The sequence below is a fragment of the Vibrio salinus genome (assembly GCF_021272385.1).
In the GTDB taxonomy this organism is placed as follows: Bacteria; Pseudomonadota; Gammaproteobacteria; order Enterobacterales; family Vibrionaceae; genus Vibrio; species Vibrio salinus.
Genome location: NZ_JAJSDZ010000009.1, coordinates 135,072 through 153,683, shown reverse-complemented (window position 1 = coordinate 153,683; position 18,612 = coordinate 135,072). Strand labels below are relative to the sequence as shown.

17 protein-coding genes are annotated in these 18,612 nt (G+C 43.5%); 3 read left to right on the top strand and 14 right to left on the bottom strand.

Translation table 11 applies throughout. The annotated features are described in order from the left end of the window. Nucleotides 1-91 precede the first annotated feature (91 nt). The 11 genes from trpS to pilM form a co-directional block, all read right to left on the bottom strand. Nucleotides 92-1,108, bottom strand: a complete 1,017-nt coding sequence (gene trpS, locus LRQ06_RS08745; protein WP_232765986.1) for a tryptophan--tRNA ligase — start codon at nt 1,106-1,108, stop codon at nt 92-94. A gap of 121 nt (nt 1,109-1,229) precedes the next feature. Then, complete coding sequence (locus LRQ06_RS08740; RefSeq protein ID WP_232765985.1) at nt 1,230-1,910, bottom strand: phosphoglycolate phosphatase; 681 nt, start codon at nt 1,908-1,910, stop codon at nt 1,230-1,232. Between the two features lie 114 nt (nt 1,911-2,024). Further along, the gene (gene rpe / locus LRQ06_RS08735; RefSeq protein WP_232765984.1) at nt 2,025-2,702 is read right to left on the bottom strand and encodes a ribulose-phosphate 3-epimerase; all 678 of its coding nucleotides are present in this window, start codon (nt 2,700-2,702) and stop codon (nt 2,025-2,027) included. 100 nt (nt 2,703-2,802) lie between these two features. Beyond that, on the bottom strand, nt 2,803-3,624 hold the full coding sequence (locus LRQ06_RS08730) for a Dam family site-specific DNA-(adenine-N6)-methyltransferase (protein WP_232765983.1): 822 nt from the start codon (nt 3,622-3,624) through the stop codon (nt 2,803-2,805). 73 nt (nt 3,625-3,697) lie between these two features. Beyond that, on the bottom strand, nt 3,698-5,236 hold the full coding sequence (locus LRQ06_RS08725; RefSeq protein ID WP_232765982.1) for an AAA family ATPase: 1,539 nt from the start codon (nt 5,234-5,236) through the stop codon (nt 3,698-3,700). Between the two features lie 46 nt (nt 5,237-5,282). Continuing rightward, nucleotides 5,283-6,371 (bottom strand): 3-dehydroquinate synthase, encoded by a 1,089-nt coding sequence (aroB, locus tag LRQ06_RS08720; RefSeq protein WP_232765981.1) that lies wholly within the window; start codon nt 6,369-6,371, stop codon nt 5,283-5,285. Between the two features lie 26 nt (nt 6,372-6,397). Beyond that, nucleotides 6,398-6,916, bottom strand: a complete 519-nt coding sequence (gene aroK / locus LRQ06_RS08715; protein ID WP_232765980.1) for a shikimate kinase AroK — start codon at nt 6,914-6,916, stop codon at nt 6,398-6,400. Nucleotides 6,917-7,102: 186 nt separating this feature from the next. Next, nucleotides 7,103-8,209, bottom strand: coding sequence for a type IV pilus secretin PilQ (pilQ, locus tag LRQ06_RS08710; protein WP_373054816.1), 1,107 nt, complete (start codon nt 8,207-8,209; stop codon nt 7,103-7,105). Between the two features lies 1 nt (nt 8,210). Continuing rightward, nucleotides 8,211-8,771 carry a type 4a pilus biogenesis protein PilO gene (locus LRQ06_RS08705; protein WP_232765979.1) on the bottom strand — a complete coding sequence of 187 codons (561 nt, stop codon included), beginning with the start codon at nt 8,769-8,771 and terminating at the stop codon, nt 8,211-8,213. Further along, complete coding sequence (locus LRQ06_RS08700; protein WP_232765978.1) at nt 8,768-9,352, bottom strand: PilN family protein; 585 nt, start codon at nt 9,350-9,352, stop codon at nt 8,768-8,770. The genes LRQ06_RS08705 and LRQ06_RS08700 overlap by 4 nt, the downstream gene beginning before the upstream one ends. Next, nucleotides 9,342-10,262, bottom strand: a complete 921-nt coding sequence (pilM, locus tag LRQ06_RS08695; RefSeq protein WP_232765977.1) for a type IV pilus biogenesis protein PilM — start codon at nt 10,260-10,262, stop codon at nt 9,342-9,344. The genes LRQ06_RS08700 and pilM overlap by 11 nt, the downstream gene beginning before the upstream one ends. 132 nt (nt 10,263-10,394) lie before the next feature. On the opposite strand from pilM, the gene LRQ06_RS08690 reads away from it, so the two are divergent. Beyond that, nucleotides 10,395-12,977 (top strand): penicillin-binding protein 1A, encoded by a 2,583-nt coding sequence (locus tag LRQ06_RS08690; protein ID WP_232765976.1) that lies wholly within the window; start codon nt 10,395-10,397, stop codon nt 12,975-12,977. 56 nt (nt 12,978-13,033) lie between these two features. Here the strand turns inward: LRQ06_RS08690 and oxyR are convergent, their stop codons facing one another. Continuing rightward, entirely contained in the window at nt 13,034-13,939 is a 906-nt protein-coding gene (gene oxyR, locus LRQ06_RS08685; RefSeq protein WP_232765975.1) for a DNA-binding transcriptional regulator OxyR, read from the bottom strand. 144 nt (nt 13,940-14,083) lie between these two features. Here oxyR and LRQ06_RS08680 point away from each other — a divergent pair, with 144 nt between their 5' ends. After that, a complete protein-coding gene (locus LRQ06_RS08680) occupies nt 14,084-14,812 on the top strand; it encodes a glutathione peroxidase (protein ID WP_232765974.1) in 729 nt (242 codons plus the stop codon). 162 nt (nt 14,813-14,974) lie between these two features. Next, a complete protein-coding gene (locus tag LRQ06_RS08675) occupies nt 14,975-15,217 on the top strand; it encodes a DUF3624 domain-containing protein (protein WP_232765973.1) in 243 nt (80 codons plus the stop codon). 188 nt (nt 15,218-15,405) lie between these two features. Here LRQ06_RS08675 and argH read toward each other — a convergent pair whose 3' ends face one another. Both argH and LRQ06_RS08665 read right to left on the bottom strand, forming a co-directional pair. Next, a complete protein-coding gene (gene argH, locus LRQ06_RS08670; RefSeq protein WP_232765972.1) occupies nt 15,406-17,280 on the bottom strand; it encodes an argininosuccinate lyase in 1,875 nt (624 codons plus the stop codon). 83 nt (nt 17,281-17,363) lie between these two features. After that, nucleotides 17,364-18,581, bottom strand: a complete 1,218-nt coding sequence (locus tag LRQ06_RS08665) for an argininosuccinate synthase (protein ID WP_232765971.1) — start codon at nt 18,579-18,581, stop codon at nt 17,364-17,366. Nucleotides 18,582-18,612: the final 31 nt, after the last annotated feature.

Sequence of the window (18,612 nt, the reverse complement as noted above, 5' to 3'; positions counted from 1 at the left end):
GGAAACAACCAGATGGAACACGAGGAAAAGAATAAAAAAACCTCTGAAAACGAAACGGTTCAGAGGTTTCTTCTATTTGAGACAGCTTCAATTATGGTCTTGCGACAAAACCAACAGCTTCAAATGCTTTTTTCAACGTAACTGACGCTCTGGCTGATGCTTTCTCTGCACCGGTCTTCATAACATTTTCCAGATAAGCTTTATCCGCCCGAATACGATGATATTCAGACTGAATGGGTTCAAGCATAGCAACCAGTGCGGCTCCGACGTCTTTCTTGAACGGACCATACATTTCAACACCTTTGTACTGCGCTTCGATTTCTTCGAAAGACATTCCGGTTGCCGCAGAGTACAGCCCCATCAGGTTCGAAATCCCGGCTTTTGATTCGATATCATAAGCAATACGGGGAGGCGTTTCCGTATCGGTCTGAGCTTTATTAATCTTCTTGATAATCGACTTAGGATCTTCCAGTAACGTTATCACATTCTTACGATTATCATCAGACTTTGACATTTTCTTCGTCGCATCCTGAAGGCTCATAACCCGAGCATTGACCGTTGGGATGTAAGGCTCCGGTACGGTAAAAACAGGTGATTCAGGGCTATAAATATTATTAAAGCGAATAGCGATATCACGCGCTAATTCCAGGTGCTGTTTCTGATCACTACCAACAGGTACCTGATTTGCACCATAAAGCAGAATATCCGCGGCCATAAGAACAGGGTAATCAAATAATCCGGCATTCACATCATTAGCGTAACGCTGAGATTTGTCTTTAAACTGAGTCATCCGGTTCAGTTCACCCATTTGGGTGTAACAGTTTAGAAGCCAGCCAAGTTGAGCATGTGCCGGTACGTGGGACTGAACAAATAACGTACTTTTCTGCGGATCTACTCCAACAGCCAGACAAATTGCCAGTGCATCTAATGTTGCTTCATATAAGGCTTTCGGATCCTGCCTGACGGTAATCGCATGCAGATCCACAACACAATACTGACAATCATAATCGTCTTGCATTTGATGCCATTGACGTAGAGCACCCAGGTAGTTACCAATACTTAGTTCACCGGAAGGTTGAACGCCACTAAATACGATGGGCTTGCTCATTTGTATGATTTCCTTGCTACATATAAAAACAATAAAAGGTCGAGTTCACAATTTAATATTGTGAAAACAGAAGTGTACTCATTCACGAGTATATTACTAGAGTCAATACCGGTTTTTCACGTTATTTAAGTACGACTTTGAGTAAATCACTAAAGTTATCGGTAATATAAGTTGGCTTTGATAACTCAAGCGGCTCTCCATGATTATAACCGTAGGTCAATCCGAAAGATTCACATCCGGCATTTTTTGCAGCCAAAATATCGTTCTTCGAATCGCCCACCATAAGCATCTGCTCTGCAGTTAGCTGATACTTATCCAGTAACCAGTTCAGAGCGATGGGATCCGGTTTTCGGGTTTCAAAGCAGTCACCTCCGATAATATCGCTGAAATAGTCTATCAGTCCATGCTGTTGTAAAATTTCCGGAACAAAACGGGACGGTTTGTTGGTTACTACAGCCAGCTTGTACCCGGCCTCAAATAGCTGCTTAACCGTTTCTTGTACGCCGTCATAAAGCTGGCTGCGTTTATGCCCTGTCGCCTCATAGAAATCATCAAACAAATGCCGGGCTTCTTTTCGTAATTCAGCAGAAAGATTCGGATCAATCTGTAAACTCTGACTCAGCACCCGGGCTATAAGAATATCCGCTCCATTCCCCACATAATCACGGGCCTGTTCTTCTTTGACCCCTGGGAATCCAAGCTCTTTAGCAGCTAGATCTGCAGCAACGGCAAGGTCCGGAACACTATCAATGATCGTGCCATCCAAATCAAACACAACCAGTTTTAATCGCTTTAATGACATTGTGAATTTTTCTCTGTATTTAGCGCCCAATAAAAAGGGCTTGATGCATCCTTTGATGCTATCAAGCCCGGACAGAAAATGTCTATAGAAAGAATGAAAGACTTTGTTTTTAAGTTAATCAGCAGAGATGTTTGACAACTCTTCACGCATCGCTGAAATCACTTCTCTGTAGTCCGGATGACCAAAGATCGCTGACCCCGCAACAAACATATCCGCACCCGCTTCTGCAATTTCTCTGATATTATCGACTTTTACACCACCATCAATTTCCAGACGAATAGTCCGGCCTGATGCTTTGATGCGCTGTTTTACCGCTTTTAATTTATCCAGAGTATGGGGAATAAACGACTGACCACCAAAACCGGGGTTCACCGACATCAAAAGGATCAGATCCACTTTATCCATAATATAATCCAGACAACTCAATGGCGTTGCCGGGTTTAGAACGACGCCAGCCTGACAACCATGAGATTTGATAAGCTGAAGTGTCCGATCAATATGTTCTGACGCTTCAACATGGAACGTAATCATTGTTGCACCGGCCTTAGCAAAATCCGGAATAATTCTGTCAACAGGCTTTACCATCAGGTGAACATCAATGGGTGCCGTAATCCCATAATCCCGAAGCGCTTTACAGATAGGCGCACCAAACGTCAGATTAGGCACATAATGGTTATCCATTACATCAAAATGAACCACATCCGCTCCGGCTTCCAACACTTTTTCAACGTCTTCACCAAGTCGGGCCATATCCGCAGATAAAATTGAAGGAGCAATAAGAAAATCAGTCATAACTAGTTTCACCGTTTTAGAAACACTCTGGCACAGAACGACTATTGTACCTAAGGGGTTGCCGGGTTCCTAGAGCCTGCTAATCTTTAGGTCAATAAAATCACTCAGAAGGCGAAAATAACGCAAGCAGTTCATCCACTTTATTCCGCCCGGCCCCATTACGGCTGATCGTCCTTTTGACTTTCACCACATTTAGTTTTGCACCGTGGTAAAGACGCCGGGTTAGCGCCGTATCATGATTAGAAATCAATACCGGAATATCTCTTTCTAACGCAGTTTTTTCCGCGACATCCGCCAACCGGGCCTGATCGTCAAGAGAAAAACCACCACCGGCATAGGAGGTAAAGTTAGCGGTCGTCGATAATGGAGCATAAGGAGGATCGCAGTAAATGACAGCCCCTTGCGGAGCCATCGCAAAAGAATCCCGGTAATTAACACAGACAAACTCCGCTTTTTTTGCTTTTTCAGCAAAAAATTCCAGTTCAGCTTCAGGGAAATAGGGTTTTTTATAGGACCCAAAGGGCACGTTAAACCCACCTTTCTTATTATAACGACATAAACCGTTAAACCCGAACCGGTTCATATACAGGAAAGCCAGTGAACGGAAGAGAATATCATCCGATTCATTAAACGCTTTGCGGGTAGATAAGTAAAAATCTTTACGGTTATTGTCTGGTATAAACCAACGTCTGGCCTCAGAAATATACATAACCGGATCTGTTTTTAATAAATTATAAAGATTGATCAGATCCGGATTAATATCGGCCAGAATATAGCGCTCATAGTCCGCATTTAAGAAGATAGAGCCAGCGCCGACAAACGGCTCCACTAAAACCTCAGCAGCCGGAAGGTGTCTCTTTATATCTTCAACTAAGCTATATTTTCCACCCGCCCATTTTAAAAAGGCACGCTGCTTCTTCATCGACTGCTCTGATTCTTATTCACCAAACACACAAGGTAGCGGAATGTATCATATTTTCCTGTTGAGCTCAGGTTTATTTCGCACGATCGACTTCCCGGTGGACCTGACGTAACGATTTAGCCCACGGACCAAGCCTTTGTAACTCAGGGGAAAGCGTGTCAACAGCGTCTCTGGCTAACTGAATCGTCGGAAATTCATCATAAGTCACAATGATCCATTTTTCACCATCTCTAAAGGTCGGATAAACATATACTTTATTTTGTCCCTGTAACTGATACTGCTTGATAAATTTCTCTGTTTCCTGGAGGGTATTAAAAGCACCCAACTGCAATGTGTAACTCCGGTCTGGCATCGCCAGCAACTTATCACGGGCAAAAGAGAATGTGATATCCGGGGCTTGTTGTTGCTGATCGGGCTCTTTTTTCTCTGAAGAAACGGCATCATCAGCCGGGTTAGTCAGCTCAGGAGACTCAATTCGGACAGGTTCACTCGGCGGTACATCACCTGGTGTTAGTACTTTTTTCTCAGGACTCTTTTCACCATCCATCAGCGCATCAACCACATCTGAACTGATCACCACTCGTTTCCTGTTACTGTCTTCCACACCAACCCGCTCAACCGTGCTGGTGACTGCCGGAGGAAGAGCATACGAATCGTTCTTTGCACCGTCTTTCACTGCTTTTTTCATCAACTCAGACTCTGAACCATTCGATTCTTTTAACTTATTTTTCAGTGCCTGGACATTTTCCTGCACGGTATCAGGCAATACCGAACTCTTAGCCTGTTCTTCTGAGCCTGCTTTACCTGTAACTGATTCAGGTTCCGGTAACCCATCTTTCAGCATCCAGTAATACCCACCACCAATCAACACAAGTAAAAGAACAATAATGATGGTAATGTTAACAGGCGAGCCAATAATTGAACGAATAACGACACGCTTTTCCATTTTCTGCTCTCCTAAAGCCATAATATCCCCTGGCGTTTTCTTCACCTTATTGTAAGCATGACGAACCCGCTTCTCCATATCCGGTTCGACATAACGCATGACGTAAAATTCAAAGAAACGATCTGCATCATCATCAGACAACACTTCGATTTCAACATCAACAGGTTTATGTTCCTGACCATAACTTAAGCGAGTTAAAAGAGTATCAAGAAGATTAGGAAGAGAAAATAAAATAACGTTAATAGACCATTCCGGCCGGGACTGAGCTTCCAAAACTAACATCCATAATTCAGAGATCAGTGTTTCAGAAAGAAGCTGAGCATCGTCAACCACAATAACAATATTACAACGGTCTGCATGGTAAAAATCGGAAAGACTTTCCGCCAGCGACGCCGATGGGTCAAAATAGGACTGAGATGAAATCTGTGACAATATGGTAGAACGACGCTGCTCATTGTCCTGATTAGGGAAACACATCAGCAAAGCCTGATTTTTCTCGTCAGCCCAGGCTTCAAGATATCGCTGGGCTATCCAGGTTTTTCCTGCTCCGGGAGAACCGGTAACCGTTATCAGACTAGAGCCAAAATTTGAAAGCAACTGAAGACGCTCCAGTACTTCACCCTGAGATTCTAACTCCAGTACCCGCAATGAATTTGCTGAGCTCATGATAACGTCCTTCTGTCTGTAAAAAGCAGATTATTCGAACAGGTTATTAGCGTTTTCTGCAGGAATCAATCGCCTCCCTGAGAACGGACTCCGGAACATTTTTAACCACATCAGCTTTACCTAAACCAACCGGTAAAACCAGACGCAATTGACCTGCCAACACTTTTTTGTCTCTCATCATATGCCTGATGAAATCATCAAATGACATGGTATCCGGTGTATGTACAGGCAGCTTAGCTCTTTTCAGTATAGTGATTATTCTATCGACTTGCGTTTTCGACATCATTCCCTGGAGACAGGCAGTTTTAGCCGCCATTACCGTACCGGATGCAACCGCTTCACCATGCAACCAGTTACCATAGCCAAGCTCAGCTTCTATCGCATGTCCATACGTATGCCCCAAATTCAAAAGAGCCCTGATACCGGATTCTTTCTCATCCTGAGCAACCACCTCAGCCTTTATCTGGCAACAACGGGCTATCGCATACTTCAGTGCATCTTCATCATGTTCATAAAGCGCATCCAAATTGTCTTCCAGCCAGACAAAAAAGTCATAGTCATAAATGATGCCATATTTGATAACTTCTGCCATTCCCGCTGCAAACTCACGTTCCGGCAAGGTCGACAGACAATTCGTATCAATGATAACCGATTTTGGCTGATAAAATGCCCCAATCATATTTTTGCCAAGTGGGTGATTAACCGCCGTTTTACCTCCAACGGATGAATCTACCTGTGACAATAATGTGGTCGGTATCTGAATAAAATCGACCCCTCTCTGATAGCATGCCGCAGCAAATCCGACCAAATCACCGATGACACCACCACCTAAAGCCATAATCACAACATCACGGCCGTAATTATTTTCAATAAGATAGGTCATCACCGTATTGAATGTTTCTAATGACTTGTACTTTTCGCCATCAGGTAGCTGAAGCAAAGAATGTTTACACCCCGTCTGAGCCAATAATGCGTCAATTTTTTCAGCATACAAGGGGGCAACGGTTGTATTGGTAATGACAACAACGCTTTGTTTTGAATCCAGAAAAGAAAGCAGGGCCGGATCATTAAATAATCCGGCACCGATAGAGATAGGATAGCTACGTTCACCAAGACTGACCGTAATCCGTTCCATGGTAATGCTCCTATGTAATGAAAGGTTTATTGCTCTTCTAACATTTTTACAATCTGAGCCGCGACCACTTTTGCACTCTGATCATCTGTTTTTACGATGACATCCGCAATTTCTTCATAAAGTGGATTACGCTCCCCGGCTAAAGACTCGAGCACTTCTCTTGGAGAATCAGTCTGTAACAAAGGACGTTTTTTATCGCGATTAGTACGGGCTAACTGCTTTTCTATTGTTGTTTCCAAATAAACAACGATGCCTCTTGCAGATAAACGGTTGCGATTATCTTTGCTTTTAACCGAGCCACCACCCGTCGCTAAAACAATACCCTGTTGCTCAGTTAATTCATTAATTACCGTTTCTTCACGTTTACGGAAGCCATCTTCACCTTCAACATCAAAGACCCATGCGATATCAGCTCCAGTTCGCTCTTCGATTACAGTATCAGAATCAACAAAGTCCATGTGAAGTTGTTGAGCGAGATATCGACCAATTGTGCTTTTGCCAGCGCCCATTGGGCCGACCAGGAAAATATTACGTTTTTCAGCCATGTTCAGCAGTAGTTTCTTGCGTTAATTCAATGACATCGCCACAAGAACACAACAACACAATATGTGCTGAGCAACTCTCGTGGCACCAATTCCTCACAGATATTTCGTGATAAGACCCGAAATTATCTAGATCTGAGCATCGTATTGCAACATTATTTTTATTTTTGTCGTAAAAACAATCATAAGTTATTGAATTATAGTTCTGGGTGTTACAAAAATAACCAGCTCACTTTTCCCGGTATTCTCATAGCTTCGGCGAAACAGTGGCCCCACTAACGGCAAATCGCCCAACAAGGGAACTTTATCGGTATTTTTTGTGGTGTTTTTCTGAAAGATTCCGCCTAAAACAATCGTTTCACCATCCTTAGCCATAACCTGTGAGCCAATTCGTTGAGTAATAATAGCCACAGCTTCTCCAGTCCCCGTTTTCACCACCTGCCCGGGGCGATCCTGCGTTACCAGCAAATCCAGAGTCATTTTATCATCAGTATTCATTTTCGGCGTCACTTTCAGACTCAGAACGGCTTTCTTAAATGCAATAGTTTGTTCACCATCCTTATTGGATTCCAGATAGGGTATTTCTGTTCCCTGCTCAATAAATGCCGGCTTATTATTCATTGTTAACAATCTTGGACTGGATATGACTTCCGCTTTCGATTCACTCTGAAGCGCAGATAACTCAAGATCCAATAATGTCCCGGTTCCCAGAGAAGCCAGTTGAAAAGCAATGGAGGATGCATTGGCAGAACTGGCTGGTAAGGTAACAGCCATCCGATCACTATAGCTATTTTCTTCGACCTGCCCACCCGAAGCAATACGACCTGTTATCGAAGCATTCTGATGATGAGAAATCACTCCCCACTGGACACCAAGCTCATCCAAAGCCCCTTCATTCACCATAACAATACGGGCCTCTATCTCAACCAGCTTTGCCGGACAATCGATATTCTGAATCAATGACTCGATTCGTTTCATCACATCCGGATAATCAAAAACGACAAGAGTATTGGTTCTTGTATCAAAGGTCACAGAACCGGATTGAGAAAGGAAACCTTGCTGTTCACTGAGCATTTTATATACCTGCTCACTATCCGTATGCCTTAACCTGAAATATCTCGACTGTTTATGGATCACTTTGTGCTTGCTCTGGTTAACCGCGCGCTCTTTTTCCGGCATTGCCGTACGGCTGTAGTGAATGCTGTGAAACGGATCAACACTTTCCTGAGCACAATTGCCGGCAACGCTAAAAAAATAAGAAATCAAAAATACAAGAAATAAAGAATAGAATTTCAATTTAATGCTCCTTACCTAACCATCGATAGGAGTGCCCTTTTGTCATAACATTAATGTCTCCCGATTCGTCTGATTTCAGCCATTGAGAGTAAGAAAAAATGACTAATGGTTCATGTTCTGCAAGTTTTTCAAAAAACAGTTCTAATGCCACAAAATTACCCGTTACTTTCAATTCAAATATTTTTTCTTCATACCAATGAGTCTGGCGCCTTTCTAACCATCTGATATCGGCTTTTTTTACACCGGACTTGTCAGCCACCTCTTCAAGAAATTTCGTAATTTCAATACTTGAAGGATGAGATGTCATACTCAGCAGCCACTGATGAACTGAATCAAAATCGTCTTTTCTATTCTGTCTCCCGGAGACATATTTATAATACTGATAGCTTTGTGCATCATTTTTTACCTGATTATCAGCTGTCTGAATGTACTTCCGGGATAACTCACAAAACAAAGGATTCCAGCCCCAAAACCAGGTGAAGCCTACGAAACAGGAAACGCATATTCCAAGTAAAAACAATCTTGCATATCGATAATGGAAAAAAATTCCGGATAAGTTCATCGAATCTGTCTCCGGTTTTCAGAAGGGAAATGGGAATTCATCCTGATATAAATACGAAACTGAGAATAAACCGGTGATCGTTCAGTTTTCTGTGGATCCGCTGAAACGGCTATGACACGAACGTCCTGAATAGCCGATTGATGCCCCATTACATTGAGAAAGGTATGGAATTGTTTCTGAGATAGAAATGTGCCATCCATTTCAATCTCCCTTTGGTTCTGAGTAAAACGTTTAACAGACACAGCCACATTACTGGACGCTTTTAAGGCATGGAGAAACTCATACACAGTTCTCCGCTCCCCCTCCCACGCATCCGCAATACGGCGTAATTCTGTGGTTCTGGATTCTATCTGTTCACCTCGTTTTACCTGTTGTTGCAGTCCATAAAAGAAAGATAATGATTGTTGATAATCTCTTTCTGCTAATTTGAGCAATTGCGTTTTATATTGCCAGTGCAGAAAAAAACCACTTTCAATCCACAGGAAAACCATCAGTATTAAAAGACAAAAATATTGCATACCACGCTTTCTCTGCAGTTGCTGATACTCTTGCCAATCCATAAAATTAATATCATGCAGCATATTTATTCTTCTCAATACTGTGGAATCCTCTTAGCGCATTACCAATTGCGATAAAAGGTTCATTAATCATTAAATCCAGCCCGGGCACAGAAGGGAAATGCTGTAAAGATTCAACCCGGACACAATGGCATGGCATTTTTTCTGCCAGTATTGTGAAAATTTCAGAAGGGTAATCAGGAGATAGGCAAACAAATACCGACTCAGAGAGAAATTCTGAAGAATAGAATGAGGCCGCTCGTTTCCATTCTTCCGCCACGAATTCAGGTATCATTGTTTGAGAACGAAGGCTTCCGGCAGGTATTTCAATCGCCCTGAATAATGACTGGTTCTTATTCAGCAAAGCCCCAATACGCAGATAATGCGTTCCGATATCAATAAGAATAGAGGTCTTTTCCGGGAAAACTTCCTTTAAATAACAAAGGCTTTGTAGAAATGCCTGCTTTTCAAAGTCGATCAGACCCAATGTCAACCCTGCGTTCCGGGCAATATTCTTCCGGATAAGCACCCCCTCTTTTCGGGTCGCAAACACATGATAACGATTTTGCTCACAGATATAATCCACCACCAGCTCATCAACCGGAACCGGGATATCTCTGGCAAATTGCTGTAATAAAAGCTCTGGCCGGAAAAGTGCATCCGTCGCCGGTAATTCAATTTCTTTTACAATGACTTCAGAGTCAGGTAAAGAAAACACAGTATGAGATGAGCTTTTTGGCAGTTTCTGTTTTATTTTCTTTAAAACACTGACAATAATCTGATGATAAGAATTTATATTTCTGACCTCGATATTGTCTTTTAATGAAATATCTTGGATCATTTGTATCTGATAAATGTCATACTTTTTAGCTACGGTTATAGCAAGAATAGAATTACAACGAATATCAATACCCGTTATGATTCGTTTACCCATGTTCATGCCCTTAAATCGACTCTGTTAAAACTCGTGATTGGTAGTACAATATGCGACCATTTCAGAGCTGTTTTTGTAGCGGAAAGTTATCCGAATTGCATCTGAGCATTTCAACTAAACAGGGATTATCCGGTGAAGTTCATAAAGCGCTTATTTTTACTTGCATTGATTTGCATTGTTTTAGGATCGGGGACAATTATTGGTTTTTACTATTATGTAAAACCAGAACTGCCTGACGTCGCCACACTGAAAGACGTAAAACTGCAAACACCGATGCAAGTTTTCAGCAAAGACGGCAAACTGATTGCCCAATTTGGTGAAAAAAGACGCATTCCGTTAAAGCTTTCAGAAATACCGCCAGAATTGGTTAAGGCGTTTATTGCTACTGAAGATTCCCGTTTTTACGAACACTACGGTTTTGATCCTATTGGTATCGTACGTGCAGCCCTGGCCGTTATGATTTCAGGTAATGCCACTCAGGGGGCAAGTACCATCACGCAGCAACTGGCAAGAAATTTCTTTTTATCAAATGAAAAGAAAATCATGCGAAAAATTAAAGAAATTTTTATTGCTGTTCATATCGAACAACTTCTGACCAAAGATGAAATTCTCGAGCTGTACCTGAATAAAATTTATCTGGGTTACCGTTCATATGGTGTCGGAGCCGCTGCACAAGTTTATTTTGGGAAAAATGTTCAGGATCTGACTCTGAGCGAAATGGCCGTTATCGCCGGACTGCCTAAAGCCCCATCTACGATGAACCCTATTTATTCTCTGGACAGAGCAACAACCCGGCGTAACGTAGTCTTAATGCGAATGCTCGATGAACACTACATTACACGGCAACAATATGACGAAGCGAAATCGGAACCGATTATTGCCAGTTACCATGGCGCAGAGCTGCAATTGCACGCCCCTTATGTTGCAGAAATAGCCAGGGCCTGGATGGTGAAGCATTTTGGAGAAGATGCCTACACTTCCGGTATGAGAATCTACATGACTGTTAATTCCAGACTTCAGGAAGCTGCCAACGAAGCATCTGTGCATAATCTGATTGCTTATGATGAGAGACACGGCTTCAGAGGACCTGTCCGGGTATTGTGGAAAGACGGTGAACCGGCATTTACTGAAGATGAAATTGCTGAAAAGCTGAAAGATCAGCCATCATATGGCGAATTTATCCCGGCCGTTGTCACTCAAATAAATGATGACTCCGTAAATGTTGATATTAAAAGTATTGGCAACCAGTTAATTTCATGGGATGAAATGAAATGGGCACGGCCATACATCACCGATAAACGTCAGGGCAATGCACCTCAGAAACCGTCCGATATTCTACAGCCGGGAGAACAAATTTGGGTCCGGAATATTGCCGCTAAAAATCAGGAACCAGTCTGGCATTTAAGTCAGGTACCGAATGCGAACACCGCCTTTGTCGCCATGAACCCGAATGATGGTGCAGTAAAAGCGCTTGTCGGCGGTTTTAATTTCATTCACAGTAAATTTAACCGGGCAACGCAGTCCATCCGTCAGGTTGGTTCCGGCATTAAACCGTTCATTTACTCTGCCGCACTCCACAAAGGTATGACGCTGGCAACACTGATTAATGATGCCCCAATTAACCAGTGGGATAAAAGTCAGGGCACAGCCTGGCGGCCAAAAAATTCGCCACCGACATACGGCGGTCCAACCCGTATGAAAATAGGTCTGGCTCAATCTAAGAATGTAATGGCTGTCAGGGTATTGAGAGCGGTAGGCCTGGAGGAAACCCGCCATTATCTGACCCGGTTTGGTTTTGAACTCGACAAATTACCGGACTCAGAAACGGTCGCTTTAGGTGCCGGTAGCTTGTCACCGGTGAAGCTGGTTCAGGGATACTCTGTTTTTGCCAACGGTGGCTACTACGTTCAGGCCTACTTTATTGATCATGTTGATGACCCATTTGGCAATCAGATTTACAAAGCATCCCCTAAAGTGGTATGCCACCATGATTGCCATCCGGAAAACAGTGCAGAGAACTCAATCACACCATCAGAGAATCAAGCTTATGATGAGAATAATGACGGTAAGGCACCGGGGACAGAACAACAGCCGGTAGCAGATATTCAGGATTCCGAAACTCCGGAACAGGCGACACAATCACCCTATGCGCCTCAGGTCATTTCTTCACAAAACGCATTCCTTGTCCGCGAAATGCTATACAGCAATATCTGGGGAGGGGGCAACTGGAGGGATGGTACTGGCTGGAATGGTACCGGATGGCGTGCTCAGAGATTAAAACGCAGAGATATTGGCGGAAAAACCGGAACAACCAATGATTCAAAAGATACCTGGTATAATGGTTTTGGCCCTGATATTGTTGCAACAGCCTGGGTTGGTTTTGACAATCATAATCGTCAGTTAGGCAAAGTCAGCAGTAATTCTAACATGGGAAATAAAATGCTCAGAGGCGTTGAGTCCGGAGCTAAAACAGCCCAGCCAGCATGGATTGAATTCATGGGGAAAGCGCTTCAGGGAGTACCTGAAAAAGAAAAAACCATCCCGGTTCATATCATCCGCGTTCGTATTGACCGTGCGACAGGGTTACTCACCAATAAAACGGATGGCTCGTCCATGTTTGAGTATTTTGAGGAAGGTACAGAACCGAAAGAATATGTTCAGAATAACGTTACCAACAGCATCTCCACATCCAGTGGCAGCGAAGACTTATTCTGATAATAAAATTCCTGAGGAAAAAAATAAAAACGGGCAAATCATTTGCCCGTTTTTATTTAAGCCGCGGCAGGAATTCTTTTTTCCAGTTGCGCTTTAATCATCTGTGCAAATTGTTCATATCGTTCTCTCAGTGGAGAACCTGGACGATAGACGAGCACTATGGTTCTGGAAGGTACAGGATTGGTAGCCCTGATATAACACACACCATCTCTTTCATGTTCGGCAGGCAACGATAACTCCGGCAGCAGTGTTATACCGGTTCCGGCTGCCACCATATTTCGTAGCGTCTCTAAACTGGTGGCTTTAAAACGTTCGTCATCTTTTGCTCCGGCAGCAAAACAAAAGCCCAATGCCTGATCACGAAGACAATGTCCATCTCCCAGAGAAAGAACCGTTTTACCTGATAACAGGGACATGTCGATGACTTCTCTATCAGCCCATTCATGATCACTTGGTACAGCCACACTAAGCGGCTCCTGATACACTTCAATTTCTTTAAAAGGCTGTGTTTCATCAACCGAGGCCAATACCAGACAATCCAATTTCCCCTCTTCAAGCTGCCTGACCAATTGTGCTGTCTGCGCTTCATGCAGATACAGTTCCAGATCAGGATATTCGGTTTTAACCGCAGGAATAATTCTGGGTAATAAATAGGGCCCAAGAGTTGGAATAAAGCCTATATGCATCGGACCACTCATTGAACTGCTCTGCCCGCTGGCCATATCTTTAAACGTTTTCACTTCTTTAAGAATTGTTTTTGCCTGTTCGACCAACTGAAGCCCCGCTTCAGTAAATAATACTCTGCGGCTGCTGCGTTCAAGTAATGCGGTTCCTAATTCGTCTTCTAACTTACGAATCTGACCACTCAACGTCGGCTGGCTGACAAAACAAGCCTCCGCAGCTTTCCTGAAATGTTTATGATCCGCTAACGCAACAAGATATTCAAAGTCTCGAATGTTCATACTAATTCCATATAGAAATTGCCTATCAAAACCATAGCATTAAACGATTAGAACTATCAAAAGATTTTTTTAATAATTATCCCATCAAAAAATGATAAATAACGCTAAGCTTCTACTGAATAACCCGAAATAAAAGGAAAAAATATGTTCACATCAAAAGAAGGCCAGGCTGTACCTCAGGTTACCTTTCCTACACGCCAGGGTGACCAGTGGGTCAATGTCACCACCGACAAATTATTTAAAGGCAAAACCGTTATTGTATTCAGTTTGCCTGGTGCTTATACCCCAACATGTTCGTCCAGCCATCTACCTCGTTACAATGAGCTGTTCCCCGTTTTTAAAGATCACGGTGTCGATGACATTCTTTGTGTTTCTGTTAATGACACCTTTGTTATGAATGCCTGGAAAGCCGATCAGGAAGCTGAAAATATTACGTTTATTCCAGATGGAAACGGTGAATTTACCGACGGCATGGGACTGCTGGTCGATAAAAATGAGATTGGCTTTGGCAAACGCTCATGGCGTTACAGCATGCTGGTCAAAGATGGCATCATCGAAAAAATGTTTATTGAACCTAATGAACCCGGTGACCCGTTCAAAGTGTCCGATGCCGACACCATGCTGAAATACGTCGCACCCGCTCATCAGGTACAGGAATCCATCACGGTCTTTTCAAAACCGGGATGCCCATTCTGTGCCAAAGCGAAACAACTTCTGATTGACAAAGGTCTGCAATATGAAGAAGTCATTCTAGGTAAAGATGCCACAACGGTCAGCCTGAGAGCGGTATCCGGCCGGTCAACCGTTCCTCAGGTGTTCATCGGCGGCAAACACATTGGCGGAAGTGATGATCTGGAAATGTACTTCTCATAATTTTTCCTCCTAAGAAACCACGGATAATAACAAAGGCCCCTCTAATCCACGGGGGCTTTTGTTTTACTTTTTAGAAAGTCCGCGTTATTCGTTGAAAGTACTCCGCAAAATACCTAATCTATCCCTCATTATCTTATAGTCAGTACGAGTAAGGATGACGCCATGAGCTGCCAGACCTGTTCAACACACTGGTTTTGGAAAAAAATCGGCCGATGCCGGCGATGCATGATTCAACTGACGGTATTGAGCCTGCTCTTTTGGCCTGTATGGCTTGGGTGGGGGATAAAAGAACCGAAATCCATCGAGAGTATTACGCTTCTTTTCTTTGGTGTAGCCTGCCATGGGCTGCTCATTTTGCATTTACTGATGAAATTTTTAATCATTCCCATAACTCAAAGAAAATAGCCAAAAAATTGATATCCATAAAAAAGAAAAGCCCTGAAACCAATAACAAGTTTCAGGGCTTCTTAGATTCAATCTAAGAAAAAGCAGTGGTATTTTAATAGACACTGCTTTTTGAAGATGGTTCAAAAAAAATTCGATCTTTTTTGATCTTTTCCGATAATACTGATAATCAACCAAAAATCATACAATTAAGCGACATTCGCCTTATAGATAAGATCATCATCCAGATTCACTTCCAGCGCCACTTCATCACAGGCATGCTGACGAGGGCATTTATCACAATCTTTTAATACTTTTTCTGGTAACAAGGTTTTCGACGTAGGCAGGAAGTCTTGCTTCATAAAGAATTCCGGTGTGCGGGTTAAAACAAACACTTTCTTAATTGCCATCTGCTTCGCCCGGCTAACCAGATAGCTGACAATGGCCTTGCCCTGCCCCTGACCCTGCCAGCCGGCTTCCACGCCCAGAGAACGGATTTCTGCAAGTCCGGAGTCATACACATACAGAGAAGCACAACCGGTGACCTCACCCTGATGTTCTGCCACCGCAAAAGAACCAATATCGCGGATTAATTCACTGCGGGAGCGCGGCAGGTTCTCTCCAAGATTCGCCCAATAAGCGACCATCCCTTCCAGAGATTCAATATCCGTCAAACGGGCCGGACGAACTTTCACCGCGTTCGCATTATGTTTACCCATTCGTTTCTGCGCCTGTTCAACGGCGTATGCCACCTGAACCGGAGATACCCCCCCCAAAGCACTACGCTTATCAAGGCACGAATCAATAGTAAGAATTTCATACACATCGTTTTCAATAACACCGGAAAATTCTTTCAGTTCATCCAGTGATAATTCTTCCAGAGCACAACCTTTCGCAATCGCTCCGACAACAGCGACACCCACGATATGGTGCGCTTCACGGAATGGGATGCCTTTCGATACAAGGTAATCAGCAAGCTCAGTGGCATTGGCATAGCCCTGCTTAGCGGCTTCCAGAGTGCGATCTTCATTAACCTTAATACCATCAAAACAAAGAGCTGCCATTTCCATACAGTCATTCCAGGTATCCAGTGCGTCAAACAAGCCCTCTTTGTCTTCCTGCATATCTTTATTATACGCCAGAGGCAACGCTTTTACTGTCATCATCATACCGGCAAGAGAGCCATATACCCGGCCGGTCTTACCACGGATAAGCTCTAAAGCATCCGGGTTTTTCTTCTGTGGCATTAATGAGGAACCAGAAGTCACAGTATCTGCTAATTCAATGAAACCCGATTCACCCGAGTTATAGAAAATCATATCCTCAGAAAGGCGCGATAAATGCAGCATAGAAATGGATGCCGTCGTCATTAATTCCATGACGTGGTCCCGATCAGAAACGGAATCCAGAGAGTTTCGGGTTGCCCGGCGAAAACCTAAATTATGAGCCAGTTTTTCCCGATCAATGGAATACGCTGTCCCGGCCAGAGCGCCGGAACCAAGCGGACAGGTGTCCAAACGGTTAATCGCATCACTCAGACGGGAGTAATCACGTTCAAACATTTCAACATAAGCCAGACACCAATGAGCGAATGTCACCGGTTGAGCCCGTTGCAGATGAGTATAGCCAGGTAACACTGTTGTCTGGTGCTCTTTTGCCACTTCAACTAATTTACGTTGTAAACGATCCAGAGCAATTAGCAACTGTTGTCCCTGCTGACGGCACCAAAGTTTCAGGTCGGTCGCAACCTGATCATTACGTGAACGGCCGGTGTGTAATTTTTTGCCTAAATCACCCACCCGGTTGATCAGTTGTTGCTCTACCCAGGAATGAATATCTTCGGCATCAGAACGAAGGATCTGCTCAGGATCTTCCATCACGGCCAATTTTAACTCATTCAGTGCCAGTTCCAGTCGTTGTTGCTCTTCTTCAGTTAACACGTTAACGGTCAGTAATGCTTTAGACCATGCGATAGAGCCCACAATGTCTTGCTCTGCTAATCGGTAATCAAAGCGCAGTGAATCATTAAAATCTTTGAACCTAGCGTCTGCTGCCTGGGTAAATCTACCACCCCATAGTGCCATTGTGTCTCTCCTAAATACTGAAAAGGGATCTAGACCTTTCGTCTAGATCCTCACATTGCTTCTGTTCTGAAAATGATTATTACTTATTTTTTTGCTGCATTAAGTGCGCGAATACGACTTGATAATGAGTATAGACGGATGAAGCCTCCAGCATGGCTTTGGTCATAAACATCATCAGCACCAAATGTCGCAAACTCTTCCGAATACAGACTGTTATCAGAACGTTTTTGTATCGCAGTTGCGTGGCCTTTGTAAAGCTCAATCACCACTTCGCCGTTAACATCTTGTGCCAGTTCTTCTGTTGCGGCAAGAATTGAACGACATAGCGGAGTAAACCAACGACCGTCATACACAAGATGAGAAGCTTTAATACCAAGCTCTTCACGGAATTCGAAAGAGGCTTTATCCAGTACAAGTTGTTCAACGGCACGAAGTGCTTCCATCATAATAGTGCCTCCCGGAGTTTCATAGCAACCACGAGACTTCATACCAACAAGACGGTTTTCCACGATATCAATACGACCAACACCGTGTTTAACCCCTTTCTCATTAAGGCAAACCAGTACATCATAAGGAGACATAGATTTACCATCAACAGCAACAACGGCGCCTTTTTCAACTTTAAGAGTCACGGTTTCTGCTTCATCCGGGGCTTTCTTAGGATCAACCGTCCATGTCCAGCAATCGTCATTAGGTGCATTCCATGTACTTTCCAGCACACCACCTTCAGTAGAGATATGCCATGCATTCGCATCGCGGGAGTAAATTTTGGTCAGCGACGCTGCACATGGAATATTACGTTTTGCCAAATAATCCAAACACTCTTCACGACTTTCCAGATCCCATTCACGCCATGGTGCAATAACAGTCAGGTCCGGTGCCAGTGCAGCAAACGCACCTTCAAAACGAACCTGATCGTTACCTTTACCGGTACAGCCGTGCGCTAATGCATCAGCACCGACTTTACGCGCAACTTCAACCTGAGCTTTAGCAATAATCGGACGAGCCATTGATGTACCCAGCAAATATTTACCTTCGTACAACGCACCGGTTTTTAGTGTTGGGTAGATATAATCAGAAACCAGCTCATTTTTAAGATCAACAACATGACATTCAGAAGCACCGGAAGCGATAGCTTTTTCTTCAATACCAACCAGTTCATCTGCCCCCTGACCGACATCTGCAACAAAAGCAACCACTTCACAACCACCATAGTTTTCTTTCAACCATGGAATAATAACTGACGTATCAAGACCGCCAGAGTAGGCAACAACCACTTTTTTTACTTGTACTTTACTCATTTTGTTTTCTCCAACTTCCTGGCTCTGCACA

What these genes read in the sequence shown, in the direction of transcription:
- oxyR (WP_232765975.1), bottom strand. Translation starts at nt 13,939, where the DNA reads ATGAACATTCGAGACTTTGAATATCTTGTTGCGTTAGCGGATCATAAA.
- LRQ06_RS08665 (WP_232765971.1), bottom strand. Translation starts at nt 18,581, where the DNA reads ATGAGTAAAGTACAAGTAAAAAAAGTGGTTGTTGCCTACTCTGGCGGT.
- LRQ06_RS08725 (WP_232765982.1), bottom strand. Translation starts at nt 5,236, where the DNA reads ATGAGCTCAGCAAATTCATTGCGGGTACTGGAGTTAGAATCTCAGGGT.
- LRQ06_RS08705 (WP_232765979.1), bottom strand. Translation starts at nt 8,771, where the DNA reads ATGAACTTATCCGGAATTTTTTTCCATTATCGATATGCAAGATTGTTT.
- LRQ06_RS08675 (WP_232765973.1), top strand. Translation starts at nt 14,975, where the DNA reads ATGAGCTGCCAGACCTGTTCAACACACTGGTTTTGGAAAAAAATCGGC.
- aroK (WP_232765980.1), bottom strand. Translation starts at nt 6,916, where the DNA reads ATGGCTGAAAAACGTAATATTTTCCTGGTCGGCCCAATGGGCGCTGGC.
- argH (WP_232765972.1), bottom strand. Translation starts at nt 17,280, where the DNA reads ATGGCACTATGGGGTGGTAGATTTACCCAGGCAGCAGACGCTAGGTTC.
- LRQ06_RS08730 (WP_232765983.1), bottom strand. Translation starts at nt 3,624, where the DNA reads ATGAAGAAGCAGCGTGCCTTTTTAAAATGGGCGGGTGGAAAATATAGC.
- rpe (WP_232765984.1), bottom strand. Translation starts at nt 2,702, where the DNA reads ATGACTGATTTTCTTATTGCTCCTTCAATTTTATCTGCGGATATGGCC.
- pilM (WP_232765977.1), bottom strand. Translation starts at nt 10,262, where the DNA reads ATGGGTAAACGAATCATAACGGGTATTGATATTCGTTGTAATTCTATT.
- LRQ06_RS08740 (WP_232765985.1), bottom strand. Translation starts at nt 1,910, where the DNA reads ATGTCATTAAAGCGATTAAAACTGGTTGTGTTTGATTTGGATGGCACG.
- LRQ06_RS08700 (WP_232765978.1), bottom strand. Translation starts at nt 9,352, where the DNA reads ATGCTGCATGATATTAATTTTATGGATTGGCAAGAGTATCAGCAACTG.
- trpS (WP_232765986.1), bottom strand. Translation starts at nt 1,108, where the DNA reads ATGAGCAAGCCCATCGTATTTAGTGGCGTTCAACCTTCCGGTGAACTA.
- aroB (WP_232765981.1), bottom strand. Translation starts at nt 6,371, where the DNA reads ATGGAACGGATTACGGTCAGTCTTGGTGAACGTAGCTATCCTATCTCT.
- LRQ06_RS08680 (WP_232765974.1), top strand. Translation starts at nt 14,084, where the DNA reads ATGTTCACATCAAAAGAAGGCCAGGCTGTACCTCAGGTTACCTTTCCT.